Source organism: Phytobacter palmae (assembly GCF_039409775.1).
Classification (GTDB): Bacteria; Pseudomonadota; Gammaproteobacteria; order Enterobacterales; family Enterobacteriaceae; genus Phytobacter; species Phytobacter palmae.
This window is the reverse complement of the sequence record NZ_JBCIVJ010000014.1, coordinates 95,595-110,951: the sequence shown is the minus strand read 5'-3', so window position 1 is coordinate 110,951 and position 15,357 is coordinate 95,595. Positions and strand designations below refer to the sequence as shown.

At 51.5% G+C, this 15,357-nt stretch carries 15 protein-coding genes; 4 read left to right on the top strand and 11 right to left on the bottom strand.

All coding sequences use genetic code 11. The annotated features are described in order from the left end of the window. Positions 1 to 63: 63 nt before the first annotated feature. A complete protein-coding gene (locus tag AAIG39_RS17285; protein ID WP_343194348.1) occupies positions 64 to 2,217 on the bottom strand; it encodes a carbon starvation CstA family protein in 2,154 nt (717 codons plus the stop codon). Between the two features lie 355 nt (positions 2,218 to 2,572). Here AAIG39_RS17285 and tsr point away from each other — a divergent pair, with 355 nt between their 5' ends. Next, positions 2,573 to 4,234, top strand: a complete 1,662-nt coding sequence (gene tsr / locus AAIG39_RS17280) for a methyl-accepting chemotaxis protein (RefSeq protein ID WP_090081337.1) — start codon at positions 2,573 to 2,575, stop codon at positions 4,232 to 4,234. 81 nt (positions 4,235 to 4,315) lie between these two features. After that, a complete protein-coding gene (locus AAIG39_RS17275) occupies positions 4,316 to 5,128 on the top strand; it encodes a GNAT family N-acetyltransferase (protein ID WP_343194347.1) in 813 nt (270 codons plus the stop codon). 127 nt (positions 5,129 to 5,255) lie between these two features. Here AAIG39_RS17275 and opgB read toward each other — a convergent pair whose 3' ends face one another. The 9 genes from opgB to AAIG39_RS17230 form a co-directional block, all read right to left on the bottom strand. Beyond that, positions 5,256 to 7,547, bottom strand: coding sequence for a phosphatidylglycerol--membrane-oligosaccharide glycerophosphotransferase (gene opgB, locus AAIG39_RS17270; RefSeq protein ID WP_343194346.1), 2,292 nt, complete (start codon positions 7,545 to 7,547; stop codon positions 5,256 to 5,258). A gap of 235 nt (positions 7,548 to 7,782) precedes the next feature. Then, a complete protein-coding gene (locus AAIG39_RS17265; protein ID WP_090081344.1) occupies positions 7,783 to 8,286 on the bottom strand; it encodes a YjjA family protein in 504 nt (167 codons plus the stop codon). A gap of 74 nt (positions 8,287 to 8,360) precedes the next feature. Beyond that, on the bottom strand, positions 8,361 to 9,098 hold the full coding sequence (gene dnaC, locus AAIG39_RS17260) for a replicative helicase loader DnaC (protein ID WP_343194345.1): 738 nt from the start codon (positions 9,096 to 9,098) through the stop codon (positions 8,361 to 8,363). A 2-nt stretch (positions 9,099 to 9,100) separates the two neighbouring features. After that, positions 9,101 to 9,640 carry a primosomal protein DnaT gene (gene dnaT / locus AAIG39_RS17255; protein ID WP_249572644.1) on the bottom strand — a complete coding sequence of 180 codons (540 nt, stop codon included), beginning with the start codon at positions 9,638 to 9,640 and terminating at the stop codon, positions 9,101 to 9,103. A gap of 185 nt (positions 9,641 to 9,825) precedes the next feature. Next, complete coding sequence (locus tag AAIG39_RS17250; protein WP_039078233.1) at positions 9,826 to 10,254, bottom strand: organic hydroperoxide resistance protein; 429 nt, start codon at positions 10,252 to 10,254, stop codon at positions 9,826 to 9,828. An 82-nt stretch (positions 10,255 to 10,336) separates the two neighbouring features. Then, positions 10,337 to 10,792, bottom strand: coding sequence for a MarR family winged helix-turn-helix transcriptional regulator (locus AAIG39_RS17245; RefSeq protein WP_343194344.1), 456 nt, complete (start codon positions 10,790 to 10,792; stop codon positions 10,337 to 10,339). 45 nt (positions 10,793 to 10,837) lie between these two features. Next, on the bottom strand, positions 10,838 to 11,479 hold the full coding sequence (locus tag AAIG39_RS17240) for a TetR/AcrR family transcriptional regulator (RefSeq protein ID WP_343194343.1): 642 nt from the start codon (positions 11,477 to 11,479) through the stop codon (positions 10,838 to 10,840). A 66-nt stretch (positions 11,480 to 11,545) separates the two neighbouring features. Next, positions 11,546 to 12,004 carry a threonine/serine exporter gene (locus tag AAIG39_RS17235; protein ID WP_343194342.1) on the bottom strand — a complete coding sequence of 153 codons (459 nt, stop codon included), beginning with the start codon at positions 12,002 to 12,004 and terminating at the stop codon, positions 11,546 to 11,548. Then, positions 11,995 to 12,771 (bottom strand): threonine/serine exporter family protein, encoded by a 777-nt coding sequence (locus AAIG39_RS17230; RefSeq protein WP_090081359.1) that lies wholly within the window; start codon positions 12,769 to 12,771, stop codon positions 11,995 to 11,997. Before AAIG39_RS17230 ends, AAIG39_RS17235 begins: the two co-directional genes overlap by 10 nt. A gap of 514 nt (positions 12,772 to 13,285) precedes the next feature. On the opposite strand from AAIG39_RS17230, the gene AAIG39_RS17225 reads away from it, so the two are divergent. Then, positions 13,286 to 14,020, top strand: a complete 735-nt coding sequence (locus AAIG39_RS17225) for a helix-turn-helix transcriptional regulator (protein WP_090081363.1) — start codon at positions 13,286 to 13,288, stop codon at positions 14,018 to 14,020. After that, a complete protein-coding gene (gene bglJ, locus AAIG39_RS17220) occupies positions 14,020 to 14,646 on the top strand; it encodes a DNA-binding transcriptional activator BglJ (RefSeq protein WP_090081364.1) in 627 nt (208 codons plus the stop codon). Before AAIG39_RS17225 ends, bglJ begins: the two co-directional genes overlap by 1 nt. Before the next feature lie 43 nt (positions 14,647 to 14,689). Here the strand turns inward: bglJ and AAIG39_RS17215 are convergent, their stop codons facing one another. After that, positions 14,690 to 15,148, bottom strand: a complete 459-nt coding sequence (locus AAIG39_RS17215; RefSeq protein ID WP_090081366.1) for a YbaK/EbsC family protein — start codon at positions 15,146 to 15,148, stop codon at positions 14,690 to 14,692. Positions 15,149 to 15,357 lie beyond the last annotated feature (209 nt).

The following is a 15,357-nucleotide window of genomic DNA, read 5'->3' as shown; positions in this document are numbered from 1 at the left end:
AAAGGATCGCACCCTACAGATCCCTCTCCCTTTTAGGAAGAGGGGGGATGAGGGGTAAAAGGATCAGTGATGTGAAGAGGTCTTCACGCCGCCTTCCGGTACCGGAATATAAGGGGTTTCTTTGTCGGTACGCACAGTGTTGTTACGCACGTTCAACCAGGTTTTGATCCCGTAGAAGATGATGCTGTACACAACCACCAGGAACAGAATACTCAGACCTGCGTTGGTGTAGTTATTCACCACGATATGGTTCATGTTGGCAATCTGCTGTGCGGTCAGCTCAGAGCCACCGGCAGCGATCTTCTCTTTGTACTGGTTAGCCATGTACAGGAAGCCTTCCAGCTGCGGGTTAGTGCTGAACAATTTCAGACCCAGTGCCCAGGTGGTGCACAGCAGCAGCCACAGTGCCGGAACCACGGTTACCCAGATGTATTTGGTACGCTGCATTTTCACCAGCACTACCGTACCCAGCATCAGTGCGACAGCCGCCAGCATCTGGTTGGAGATACCGAACAGCGGCCACAGGCTTTTCACGCCGCCCAGTGGGTCAACAACGCCTTGATACAGCAGGTAGCCCCACAGTCCAACGCAACCTGCGGTACCGATGATACCGGCGACCAGGGAGTCGGTTTTCTTGAGGAACGGTACAAAGTTACCCAACAGATCCTGCAGCATAAAGCGACCAGCACGGGTACCCGCATCCAGCGCGGTCAGGATGAACAGGGCTTCAAACAGGATACCGAAGTGATACCAGAAGCCCATGTCTGCCATCGGCATGATTTTGTGGAACACATGTGCGATACCCACAGCCAGCGTTGGCGCGCCGCCTGCGCGGTTCAGTACGGACGGTTCGCCGATATCTTTTGCCGTTTGCAGAATCTGCTCAGGGGAGATGACGAAGCCCCAGGAGCTAACCGTTGCCGCCGCGTGCGCAGTGACATCTTTCAACTGTGCCATAATCATCGGCGCATTATCGCCGCCCAACTCATGCAGGTTCGGCATTGTGATGCCAAGGCCAGCCGGCGGGGTGTTCATTGCAAAGTAGAGACCCGGTTCAATGATAGACGCTGCAACCAGTGCCATTACCGCTACGAAGGACTCCATCAGCATGGCGCCGTAACCGATAAAACGCGCATCCGTTTCATTCGCCAGCAGTTTCGGTGTGGTGCCGGAAGCGATCAGCGCATGGAAGCCAGAGACCGCGCCACAGGCGATAGTGATAAACAGGAACGGGAACAGCGCACCTTTCCACAGCGGGCCGGTACCGTCGATGTACTGCGTCACCGCAGGCATTTTCAGTTCCGGATTGAGGATAACGATCCCCAGCGCCAGCCCAACGATAACACCGATTTTCAGGAAGGTTGCCAGATAGTCACGCGGCGCAAGGATCAGCCATACCGGCAGCAGCGCAGAGATAAAGGCATAACCAATCAGCGCAAAGGTAATGGTGGTGTCTTTGAAGGTCAGCGCCGGACCCCAGTAAGGGTCGTGCGCGATGATGCCGCCGAAGTAAATGGAAGCCACCAGCAGCACGATACCAATTACCGACACTTCACCCACGCGGCCAGGGCGCAGGAATCGCATGTAGATACCCATAAACAGGGCAATCGGTACAGTGGAGCAAACGGTGAACACGCCCCACGGGCTTTCTGCCAGTGCTTTTACCACGATCAGTGCCAGAACGGCGAGGATGATGATCATGATTAAGAAGCAGCCGAACAGGGCGATAGTCCCCGGCACGCGGCCCATCTCTTCTTTAACCATCTCACCCAGAGAGGCGCCATTACGGCGTGAAGAGATAAACAGCACCATGAAGTCCTGCACCGCACCCGCCAGGACCACGCCTGCCAGCAGCCACAGGGTACCCGGCAGGTAGCCCATTTGCGCTGCCAGTACCGGGCCGACCAGCGGACCCGCGCCTGCGATAGCGGCAAAGTGGTGACCAAACAGGACGTAACGGTTGGTCGGAACGTAGTTCAGACCATCATTATTAATAACAGCTGGTGTTGAACGTGTCGGATCGAGCTTCATCACCTTTTGCGCGATGTACAAGCTGTAGTAGCGATACGCCACGAGGTATACAGAAACGGAAGCAACCACGATCCACAGCGCACTGACATGCTCACCGCGTCGTAAAGCAATGACGGATAAACAGAAGGCGCCGAGGATGCCGAGGAGCACCCAGGGTATATGTTTGAATAGCTTTTTAGTATCCATGTCAGACCTGATTATCAAGAAAAATGAAATCGGAGATGATGTGTTGAAAGACGGCCTTGCTGGTGACGATCATGGCAAATTACAAGCGTAAAAAGGGCGCGATCTGACTGAGCGGTACGAATAGCGGGGTAAGCGGTCAGCTAAGCGGATAAGCGGTTTTATACGGTGCTAAGCGGCTGAAAATATGTGATAAGGATCACTTGCTGCACGTTCTGCTGGCAGGTCGCAGGAGGGAAATCTGGCGGCATATGTTGCTGTAATGTTAATGATGCAAGCGCGTTTCAGCATGATTTCCTTTAAAGTTTTCTCTGGTCGGGCCGAAAATCTGTTACCTGGCTAATGGAAGATAGAAAACATGTTGAATCGTATGAAACTTGTCACCAGTTTACTTTTTGTACTGGGACTTTTTGGTCTTTTGCAACTCACATCTGGCGGCTTATTCTTTAACGCACTTAAGCACGACAAAGAAAACTTCACTGTGTTGCAGACTATCCGTCAGCAACAATCCACGCTAAACGCCAGTTGGGTGGCGCTTTTGCAGACGCGTAACACGCTCAACCGCGCCGGGATCCGTTACATGATGGATCAGAATCAGATCGGCAGCGGTGCAACGGTGAACGATCTCATGCAGATCGCCACTACCTCGTTAAAGCAGGCTGAAACGCACTGGAAAGAGTATCAGGCTTTACCTCGCGATCCGCGTCAGAATGAGGCTGCGGCGGCGGAAATCAATCGTACTTATGATATTTACCACAATGCACTCGCTGAGCTGATTCAGTTGCTGGGCGCAGGCAAAATCAATGAGTTCTTTGACCAGCCGACCCAGGGCTATCAGGATGCCTTTGAGAAGCCGTATCTTGATTACTTGCAGCAAAACGACCGCCTGTATGCTATTGCGGTCGAAGAAAGCAACAGCTCTTACTCCACTGCCGTATGGATAATTATCAGTGTCCTGGTGGTCGTGCTGGTGGTGATTGTTGCCGTATGGCTCGGTATTAAGCGTGGCGTTATCGGTCCGATGAATCATCTGATCGAAAACATCCGCCATATTGCCGGTGGCGATCTGGAACAGACTATCGACGTGCACGGTAGTAACGAAATGGGCCAGCTGGCCTCCAGCCTTCGTCATATGCAGGCTGAGCTGGTGCGTACCGTAGGCGATGTCCGTAACGGTGCCGATGCCATTTACAGCGGCGCGAGCGAAATTTCGGCGGGTAACAATGATCTCTCTTCCCGTACTGAACAGCAGGCTGCTTCGCTGGAAGAGACGGCCGCCAGTATGGAAGAGCTGACCGCAACCGTAAAACAAAACGCCGAAAATGCCCGTCAGGCCAGTCATCTTGCGAAAAGCGCATCGGATACCGCGCAGAAAGGCGGCAAAGTGGTGGATAACGTTGTGCAGACGATGCGTGACATTACCGCCAGTTCGCAGAAAATTGCCGATATTATCAGCGTGATCGATGGTATTGCCTTCCAGACAAACATCCTGGCGCTGAACGCCGCGGTAGAAGCCGCGCGTGCCGGCGAACAGGGGCGTGGCTTTGCGGTCGTGGCAGGGGAAGTCCGTAACCTGGCCCAGCGCAGTGCGCAGGCAGCGCGTGAAATCAAGAGTCTGATTGAAGACTCTGTCGGTCGCGTTGAGTTGGGCTCTACGCTGGTGGAAAGCGCCGGTGAAACGATGGACGAAATTGTCAGCGCGGTAACCCGCGTGACCGACATCATGGGCGAAATCGCCTCTGCCTCCGATGAGCAGAGCCGCGGCATCGACCAGGTGGGCCTGGCAGTAGCGGAAATGGACCGTGTGACCCAGCAGAACGCCTCGCTGGTAGAAGAGTCTGCCGCTGCGGCAGCCGCGCTGGAAGAGCAGGCCAGCCGTCTGACGCAGGCGGTAGCCGTGTTCCGCACCCGTCGTGTCTCCCGTGAAGCGCCAGTTGTGGCGTCCACGCTGAAAACCGCATCCGCAAGCCCAATGCCGCGTAAAGCGGCGGGTGGTGACGATAACTGGGAAACCTTCTGATAAACCTCGCGCCCTGCTGACGTGGGGCGCGTTTCCTCTTTTTTCATCGTGCTATCCTTAGTTTTTATCCGGAGGAGCACTATGAATCTCACTGCCATTTCTGCCCTTCACTACAGTTGCGAACAGTTCGCCGCCCACCTTGGCGCGTGCTTTGAAGGCTACAGTGTCCCTTTTTCGCTTCCCCCAGAACGCTTTGCCCGGCGTTTTGGCGCGGAGGATATCAGTCTGACGGACTCCTGCATCTGGTGGAATGACGACATGCTGGCCGCGGCGGCGGTTATTACCCGGCGTGGCGAATCGGCAAGGCTGGGGGCTTTCTCCCTTATTCCGGCTTATCGCGGGAAAGGCTACGGTAAAAAACTGCTGACACCGCTGTTGCAGGATTTGCGGGCAAAAGGCGTTCGGCAAATGTGGCTGGAGGTGATTCAGGACAACCTGGCGGGCGTTGGGCTTTATCGCTCACTTGGCTTCGAGATTCGCCAGGCATTACACGGTTTTCAGGGGGCTGCGCGTCCCTGTGTTGATGAAAATTTGCTGCGTGATATTAATCCGCTCGAGGTGGTCTGGCGCTCGGTGGGGGAAGTGAAAGGGGCGCTGCCGTGGCTGATCGACCCGCTCTCTGTGGTGTCGTTGCCGTGCAGGGCATTTGAGTATCGCAAACACGCCTACGCCATCGTTGCGACGCTGACAGAACAACCGCAACTCCGCTTTCTCTATGTTGAGCCGGAGTACCGCCGCAAAGGTTTTGCCCGTGAGATGCTGATGACCCTCAATCACCACTTCCCCGGGTTGACGACCAGCGTAGCGGTGCCGGAATCCTTCACCCCGCTGTTTGCGTCAGCGGGTTACTCCACGATGGACATCAGCCAGTTTGAAATGCGGGCGATGCTGTGATCGCCCGTTTATTCACTGTTGCTTCGGATCGTCGATAGGCTGGCGGGCCGGCACAATATAAGCAATGGCTCCCGGCATCGCCACAAAGCCGCAGGTAATCAGCGCCTGGGGCCGTTCGGGCTCTTTTTTACCCTGCTGTTTTGATAATTTTGATTTCTACCATCCCGATACCGAGCTTACGTGGGGAGTGGCCGAGAATGTTCCCCTCATTGGTGGACTCGGGTTCTGGTGGCACAATCACCAGTGTATTACTGCGTGTCGGGTTGTTGAAACGCAACGTGGTGGTGGAAAGATCGTTGCCCAGCATCAGCGTTTGCTCTTCATCACCTATCCTTACCGGAATAGGGCGGTTGGCGTTTGCACCATAAGCTTTTGCGGTGATCACCAGATCAAAGGATTCTGGTAGCGGGTTGTTAAACTCTATTTCGACTTCGTTGCCGAGCTGCGCATTCGACCAGCGCCCCCAGCTTTCCGGGCGAGAAATGCCGCTGAATTTTTTCACTTCCTCCGGTGCGCCCGCGACGTTGAAGACGAAGCTGTCGGCTTTGTAACGGATGTCGTCATCGACAATTTTCAGCATATCCACGTTCTGCTTGTAACGGTCTGTGCTGATAACGGTATCTTTGAAGGCGGTGATCCCTTTCCACTGATCTTTATCGACCGCCTGGACCTTCTGCTCACCGCCGAGCTGCCCCTGCGATACACACCAGTCGGTGGAAAGCGCCAGCTCCGGCGCCCACAGGCGGGCCATTTTGTAGCATTGATCAACCCAGACAAAGTTATCCCGGGGGGCGAAATCAGCGAGCTGGAAACGCAGCGGCGCGGAGTATTCGCTTTCCGGGATAGGCTCGACGCGTTTTGATGACACACGTACCAGCAGCGGAAGGCGGAAATTGCTGCCGGAAAAAGCAATCATCTTTTTATCGCGATCGATGGTGAAGTCCTTCATCTGTTTTGGGAAATTCCACAGGCGAATGATATCGGGCTTCCAGGCGACAATTTTCTCTTTCATATTCAGGAATTCACCGGAAAGCGACTGCCCGGACAAACTGCTACGCCCAAGACCGAGATAGTTATCGCCACCGAGAATGTCCAGCACCGTGGCGCCGTTATCCATGGTGCTGCGCTTTACTGCCAGCGTGTTCTGCTCTGGTTCATCGCCACGCAGAACGAAAAACAGATTCTTACGATCCTCTTTATTCAGGTATTTCCACGCCGTGTTGTTCATGGCGAGATGGTCGGAGGAGACCACAATGACCGTATCTTTAAACCAGGGTGAGGCTTTTATTTTGTTAATTAACGCGGCGATATGCTGTTGGCTGCAGGTGACGGCGCTAAACGACTGGTTTGGTTTACCGTCGTAGCTATAGCTTTTACGACCGCAGCTGCGGGAGATAAAACCGTCCGGGTGGTGGGTATCAACAGTTAATGCAAACAATGAGAAACGCTGCCCGGAACGCGAAAGCGCCTCGTACTTTTTCCACACTTCATCCAGCACGGTATCATCGTAGAAGCCCCAGTCATTGCGGTATTTAGGGTCGCTTACTTCGCCCTTTAACTCTTCTGCGCCGACAAGATGATCAAAGCCATGCGATTTCAGAAATACATCTTTACCGGCAAAGCGCAGGTTTGCTCCCTGGACAAAATAGTTCTGGTAGCCGGAGTTTTTCAGGATGTCGCCAAGACAGAGATTTTGCGGAAAAAAGCTGGAAACGGACGCAGATGCGTTACCTTCAAACGGCGCAAACAGTGGGATCCCACATTGAGAGGCGACCATTCCGGCAATGGTGTAATCCGTACCGGGCAATTGTTCCGTTTGCGTGAAATCCAGACCTTCTTCTTTTAATGCCCCCAGTTCAGGAGTCAGACCAGGAAACGCGACATCATCGAAATAGGTGCGTTCCAGACTCTCGCCGTAGATATAGACCAGGTTCAGCTTCGGATTAGGGATCTTTTTCGCAGGTTCAAGATAATATTCTGCAAAATCAGGGTCGCCTTCACGGGATTGGGATTTGACGAGTTCAGTAATTTGATGAAATGCCGGGCTCGCATCCACGGAGCCGAGTGCCAGCAATAGCGCCAGCAGGCTGTAACCGAAGTGGCAGGGGTGATGGCGACGACGGCGTAGTATCCAGCCCAGAGCGCCGAAAACCACCGCCAGTGCGAGAACCAGGGCCGCACCTGGCAGCAGATATTTGCGCACCCCCGCGCCCGTGAGGCTATTGGTCAGCGTATAGATAACCGCATCATTGATTCCATCGCCAGTGAAGTAGTTACTGGCGTAAAGGGTGATGTTTAACAGCACAAAGAAACCCAGCACCAGCAATACTGCAGTGAACCACCAGGTATTACGGCCCGCTTTAGAGGCGTAAATCGCCACGGACGCCAGAAATAAAACAATAGAAAGTAACTCGGACAACCGTCATTCCTCTGCGATACCAGCATCCTGCTGGCAGAAATCCTTTGGGCTTCAATTTAATTGCGATGTCATGTTGCTGCAATTGTAGTGTCATCTTTATACGGATTTATTCGGAATTGGTTTAGAAAGATTTAAGTATGACCGCGGTCGCTTTCTGTATGGGGAGAGTAGGCTGGCAGATTTAAGGCAGGCGTCGCGCCTGGGCCGTTGGGGCGGCAAACGCGACGTTTTTAACTCATGAGAGGAAGTTTACGCCCTGTTTCAGAACAATATCACAGGCTTTGGTTTTCACTTTCTCCGCCAGCGGCGTGCTGCCAATATTATTCAAATTGAGCTGCTCGCCGTTTTTGGTGTTTAACATTCCCTGCAGGCCTTCGAGATAGTTAGTGTCCTTCTGTTGCTCCGCCTGAGTATTCAGGCCAAGCTTATCCAGTACCTGATTTTTGATGTTATCTGTGTTAGTCAGTGAGGCGAGCTTATGCCTGGCACAGTAAGACATAACGCCTGCTGCATTATTCATGGTGCCCGAGCTTAGTGACTGGTTGCCACCGTTGAGCAGGCCCGTCAATGAAGAGAGGGACATACCGCCTTGCTGCTGACCTGCGCCGGAACTGCTCTGCTGGCTAAGCTGACTGGCTGCGCTGGAAAGATTTTCCTGCCAGGAAGAGGCGTAACTCGCGTGAGTGAACAATGCGCCGCTGGCGAAAGCGACGCAGAAAAGGTGTTTAGCAAAGGACATGGCGTGATCCTGGGGGTGGCCTGAAAGCGCCCATTATACACCTGCCCGTGTCCGGATTAAGGAGTGGAAAACTCTCAATACTCTTTGCCGGTAACGCGGCTACGGTAGCTGTCCCAGTTAAAGATGACCCATAAACTGTTGCCCAGGCGCATCCTGTCCATGACGCGTTCACCCAATAGCTTGTTCATCTCTTCCAGATTGCTGTTGGTGAGCATACCTGTCGGGCGTTTTGAAGAAGAACGACGATCGACAATCTGATTAATGATCACTTTTTCGTAGCGAGACTCGGTTTGCATGCCGATCTCATCGATAACCAACAGATCCACGCTGCTAAGATCGTTCAGCAGCTGTTCTTCGCTGCTCTCGCGGTTACCAAATGTCTCTTTCATGGCGGACATGATGTCAGCGACCGTGATGATCAACACGGATTTGCCGTGCAGTAGCAGTTCATTGCAGATCGCGGCTGCGAGGTGGTTTTTACCGGTGCCCGGTTTGCCCGAGAAGATAAAGCTGGCAATGTTTCCATCAAATTCGGCCACATATTGCCGCGCCAGGCTCAGTGCGCGCATCTGGCCTTCGCATTCCACTTTGTAATTATCAAAAGAACAGTTCTGGTGAAGCGGACGGATACCTGAACGGTTAAAGGTGCGTTGCATTTTCATCGCCCGATTTTCGCGGGCAATCGCGGCGGCGCGGATCTTGCCCTGTTCCTTCTGCCAGGCCATGAGTTCCTCGCCGTTTTTAAACGCGGGCTGAGTATTGGCAGGCATCATCCGTTGCAGACGTTTCATCAGTTCAGCGACGTTTTTCATCGTTATCCTCTAAAACCTGGTGGAATTTGGCTGTCAGGCTGGGAAATCGCGTTAATGTCGCGTTTCGCCGCGCCGCCCTGGTTGGCGCGATTTATCTGAATGCTTCGCGCCAGTTTTTGCTGCCATTGCACATGGTGGAACACTTTCCCTTCTGCTTGCCAGTAAGCAATAAAAGCCGCCAGCTCTTCCGGCGCAACGGGGTGGGCAAGGGCGATGCCCCAAAGCGCCGCAAGACGCTGAAAATCCGCATCGGGCTGCCAGCCGGCATACATGGCAAATTTCCCCATTGGGACATTTACCGGCGCGGCGGCTGGCTCTTCGTAGAACTGATTATCCAGCGCGATATCACTGGCCGGGCGCGCCAGACGTGATTCCAGCGCCAGCAATTCTGCCAGACGATCAGGGGTAATGGCATAAAACGCAGGGCTGTTATTGGCAAAAACAGCGACTGCGCCCCCTTCCGTTCGCGCCAGAACGCTTTCGTGATCGCGCATAAAATCATCAATGCCGATAACTGTAGAAGTCAGAATTCTGGAAGACATAGCGCGTTCTCAAACAGGGCAACAACAGAAAGACGTTCTGCGAAGATTTTCGCAGACATAATGACACATAGTAACACAGTGGAAGGCGGTGGGAGCAGAGACGAAAAAGCCGGGTTGCCCCGGCTGTGTGTTTTCCCAATGGTGCTGGCTGCCGGATCTTTGGCTAATGCCCGTCCGGCTTAGTATTACGCGATGATGTTTAACGTAACATCGACGTTGCCACGAGTGGCGTTAGAATAAGGGCAGACAATATGTGCGGCATCGACCAGTTTCTTCGCCTCTGCGGCGTCCATTCCTTCCAGGTGGATATTGAGTTTAACCTCAATCCCAAACCCGGTCGGTAGCGGACCGATACCCACTTCTGCTTCGATAAAGGCGTCTTTTGCAATAGCGATTTTGTCGCGACCAGAGACGAACTTCATCGCACCCAGGAAGCAGGCTGAATAACCTGCGGCAAACAGTTGCTCCGGGTTGGTGACTTCACCGCCTGCGCCGCCCATCTCTTTCGGTAAACCCAGTTTGACATCCAGTACGCCGTCAGAAGAGGTTGCGCGACCTTCACGGCCACCAGTTGCTTTGGCTTTGGCGGTATAAATCACTTTTTCTAAAGACATAACAGGTTCCTTTTCATAATTGTCGTTTGCTATAAAATAGCGCGCTATATATATGGTCGCATAAAACCGTCCGCAGTCGGGCTTATGCTTGCTGAAATTGTTGACGCAATACTTCGAGCTGTTGCTTTAACTCCATCAAAAGCTTGTGGTCACAATCGAATGAACACATGACCGCATTCGGTATCGCTTTTGCCTCTTGTTGCAATTCCCGACCTGCGTCGCTCAGGGTAATGACGACCTGGCGTTCATCCTGGCGGGAACGTTGGCGAATAATGAACCCGGCGCTTTCCAGCCGCTTCAACAGCGGGGTAAGGGTTGCCGAATCCAGAAATAACCGTTCACCAATCTCTGACACCGTGACGTCATCTTGTTCCCACAACACCAGCATGACCAGATATTGTGGGTAGGTCAGATTCATCGGTGTCAGAAGCTGCCGATACAACTTGTGCAGCGCCAGGTTTGTTGAGTACAACGTAAAACAAAACTGGTTATCTAACGCGAGCTGCGCATTCGCGGGCGGAGTTGATTTCGTTTTCATGTTTTTGAATATAGATAGTGCACGATTTAATTGCAAGTTATTTTTTTAGGGGCAGATATAACGCAACACAACTTGTACCGCCATTTGTCGATAGTGCTGACGCTGCTGCTGTTGATCTTCATCCGCTTCGAAGAGCATCGAGAATGAATAACTGTTGGCAACGTAATGGAAACTAAAGCTACTGATCAGTCGATGAAGGTCGCGCGCGCAGACGTTTTGGTTGAAGAGCTGTTTTTGCTGGCCACGACGCAAAATATCTTCCAGCAGCGTCAGGGCGCTGAGATTGACTTCACGCAGCCAGGCCGATTGCTGGATGAAACGGCCGCGTTGCATGTTCTCCATGCAGATGATGCGAATAAAATCCGGGTGGTCGGCGTGGTAATCAAAATTACTCTCTACCAACTTTACCAGCGCTTCGACAGGCGGCAGTGTGGCGAGTTCAAGGGATTTTTCGTTGTCGCGAATGGCCGCATAAACATACTCGATAACCTGCAGGTACAGGTTTTCTTTGGTTTTATAGTGGTACACCACCATGCGCTTTGTTGTGCCGGCTTTTTCAGCGATTTGCTCCATGCGGGCGCCATTGAGCCCATATTCTGCAAACAGGGTAATTGCGCTGAGGAAAATTTTGTCCTTCACTCGGGTATCGTCAAAACTGTCCGGTGAATAAATGCCATGGTGTTCCACATCCGCTCCTCGTCAGTCACAATCGGTTCGGGGGATTATCACCATGGCAAAGAAATAACTCAAATTTCACACGCGCGGGCGTTTTCGGTAAATCCACAGGCCGGGAATGGATAAGCCGATTGAGAGCGCGCCGACAATCGATGACGCTTTGAGAAAATTGGTCAACAAAAGAATCATCAGGTCTTCGTTATAACCGAGATGGCTGATCTTCACGGCGGAGATCATCGCCGTATAAGCTGATATCCCGGGAAACATGGGAATCACTGCGGCAACCGTAAAGACTTTTGGATGCGCGAGATACCAGCGCGACCAGCGAATACCAATACTGCCTACCAGCATGGAGGCGATAAACGTCGACCACTCAATATTAAAACCCCAGGAAATTATGGCAAAGCGGGTACCGTGACCAATCGCGCCGAGCAGAGCGCGATGGGGAACGTTAAACACCATTGCAAAACCCACGGCCGGAATGGCGGCCAGTACCATGTCCTGTATCAGATTAAGCAAAAACCAGATTACATCCATCCGCGTAGCCCCCACATGGTCATAGCCAACACAACACCAATACAGGTAGCGAGAGTTAAGAGGCTGGCGATAGCCCAGCGCGCGAGGCCTGTATTGATATGACCTTTAAACATATCTGCGACGGAATTAATCAGCGGGAAGCCGGGGACCAGCAGTAAGACACTTGCCGCCATGGCGACCGTGGAGGTATGCAGGAAAGCTGGCAGTGTGAGCATAAGCCCGGAAATAGTGGTTGCCACGAACGCAGTGATACAGAAATTTATCTGCGGGTGCATATGACGGTTCGCCAGCATCAGTCGGACATACATCGCCGTACTGCTGGCGCAGAACGTGATAAACGCGCCATCCCATCCGCCATTATTAAGCCGACAAAAGCAGGCACAGGACAGGCCAACCATCAGGGTAACCAGCCAGCGCGGATAACGAAGCGGTTTGACCTGCGAAAAACGCTTTTCGACATCCCTGGCGTCCAGCAACTTGTGTTCCGTCATGATGACGATGTGCTGAACCTCGGTCACCACATGCATATTAATGCCGCGATCGCTGTTTTTTCGCGTCGACGTCAGACACTGACCATCTTTAATGGTAGTCAGTACAATGGCATTCGATGAGATAGAGCTTTCGACGCTATCCATGCCCAGCGCCAGTCCCAGACGCGTGGATAATTCCTCTACCAGTGCGCTTTCTGCACCGTGTTGCAATAATAAAAGGCCGCACTGGATACACAGACGTGTAATGGCGCGTTGTGTTGACTGGTCTTCTTGCATGATAGCCCTGGTAATGTTGCTCAAGGTCCACAAGGCGTGGCACGAAAAGGTAATTTTTAGCACAGGAAGCCCTGTATTTGGCGTGGTGATAGATCAAGATTCGCGTAATAAATCACAAAATGGTGCTTTTTTGCTGCTTACTGGCAGGATTGTGCGTCATTTACAGAAAGGGAAAGGTAAACCTGGGTGGCATGAGGGGTAAAACAATGGATTCATTTCGTTAGTGTATTTCTTTCCAATAAATATATATTTTATGATTAATTAAATCCTGTTTCTCTTTTTTCTTTTAAATTATATAAGCCGGATATCATTATTGGCTCGTAAGATATATTGACACCCTATAAAGCTGTTTTTATAATCACCAATTGTTACAACAGAATGTTGACAAACACTCTCGTTATATTTTCATTTAATATTTATTAATAGGTGGTTTCCGCTGACATGGTGGTTGGCGTTATTAGTAAATATTCACATAACTTATTTTATAAGGCTCGCGAATGGATGCGGAGGTTATATGTTATCGAGAAGCTGTAAATATGGAATTGTTGTCAGCAAAATTCCTGTCATGACTGTTGGCCTGGGAGATATTCTGGAGCGACATTTCCCCGAATACGAATTAACCTTTTGCCGTGCTTTAGAAGAGATAACATTATTACAGTTACGCCGCGCCTCACTGGTCATCGCCGATCTTTCTGGTGAACAGCGTCAAATGCGCAATGCCTGTGAACAATACTACTCCCTTCTTTCTCAATACTCTGATATCCATTGGATATTCTTTGTTTCACGTACGATTTATCCCATGGCTGTTGAATTACTGATGCGTCCTTGTAGCACCTTACTTTCAGACAGAGAACCGGTGGACGGTGTCATAAAAGCTATTCGCGCTGGTGATGAAAGCGCAGAAAGAATAAGTCAGACTTTATTATCAGCAGATTTTTTTGATACAGATGACTCAGGTAATAAGCTGGAGTCATTAACGCTTTCTGAACGAAAGGTATTCCATCTGTTGGGTAAAGGGTGGGGTATTAATCAAATTGCGATGTTGCTTAAAAAAAGCAATAAAACGATTAGCGCGCAAAAAAACAGTGCAATGCGTCGGCTGTCATTACGAAGCAACGCGGAAATGTACGCATGGATTAATAGCGCGCAGGGGGCTAAAGAACTGAATCTTGTGTCGGCGTATGGAGAGCAATCAGAATGGAAATCAGTGCCGGGAAAAAACATGTTGCCATCATCGAGAGATGCATGATGAGTGAGGCTGGCCTGCGCCATTTATTCGCATCGCCAGTCATGAAATCATATCACTTTCATTTTTTTAACAGTCATAAAGCATTTGCCGAAGCACAGAAAAAGACGTTCTTTTTTTCAGTCATTTATTCGCTATCGAGTATGCGAGAACTCCGTCGGGAATGTCTGCTTTGCTTACATGCGTTGTCGCTGACAAACCCAGGCATCCAGCGGATTGTACTGGCGGATGATGACCGTGAAGCACGCCTTGTCAGTCGCCTTTCTCCGTCACGATTGCATGGCGTTTTAAGTAAATCAGCTTCGTTGCCCATTTTACTTGGACACATTTGTACCCTGTTGGGGGAGACCCGCCGTGTCAATGAGAATGTGGTCAATCACTGGTATGTCAGCCAGAATCGCACATTGAGTCCGACTGAACGCGCCATTTTGCAATGCATGACGCGAGGCCTGTCGATGCCGGAGATCGCCGTACATCTGGAGCGCAACATCAAGACTATCCGGGCGCATAAATTTAACGCCATGGCTAAGTTAGGGGTAAATTCCGATGTGGGACTGTTAAATGCGGCAGATATTTTAACCTGGGTTCCTGCGGCTGCGGCATTGAAAGGGCCGCAGTCCGCAGCGTAGTCAGCTTGTTAAGTGCCAGGTTATCGGCCTGGCACGGTCTCTGTTACTCACAAACATCAATCCATTTTGCATCCGTTAACTGTGCCATACGCTCCGGGGAAATGCGCACGGCGCTATGAATTGATCCCGCAGCCGGAAGGACTTCCTCATAGTTTTTTAATGAAACATCACAATACACCGCCAACGGGTTTTCCAGCCCGAACGGGCAGACACCGCCAACCGGATGACCGGTAAGGGTTACCACTTCATCACTGCTAAGCATTCTTGCTTTCGCGCCGAAGGTAGATTTCAGCTTCTTATTGTCCAGACGGGCATCGCCTTTTGCGACAACCAGCACCACGTCGTTCTTAATTTTGAGGGATAACGTTTTGGCTATCTGACCGGGTTCAACATGATGGGCGGCAGCAGCCAGCGCGACGGTTGCGGTACTTTGGTTGAGCTCGATGATGTCAATATCGGGGGCGTGTTCGGCAAAAAATTGCCTGACGGACTGCAAACTCATTTTCTTCTCCTGAACATAACCTTCAATAATCTGTCACAACCCTGTGATCCCTGTAAATATCTTGTCAAAACAATCCCGTTAACACGCGTTTCACGATCACCTTCACAATCGCAGAAACCGGTTACAGTAACCGGTTGCAGTGTTTTTCATCGGGGTTAATACTGATTTTGTCACTTCCTCTGTCCCGATAATCAATAAGAGCCGTCTAT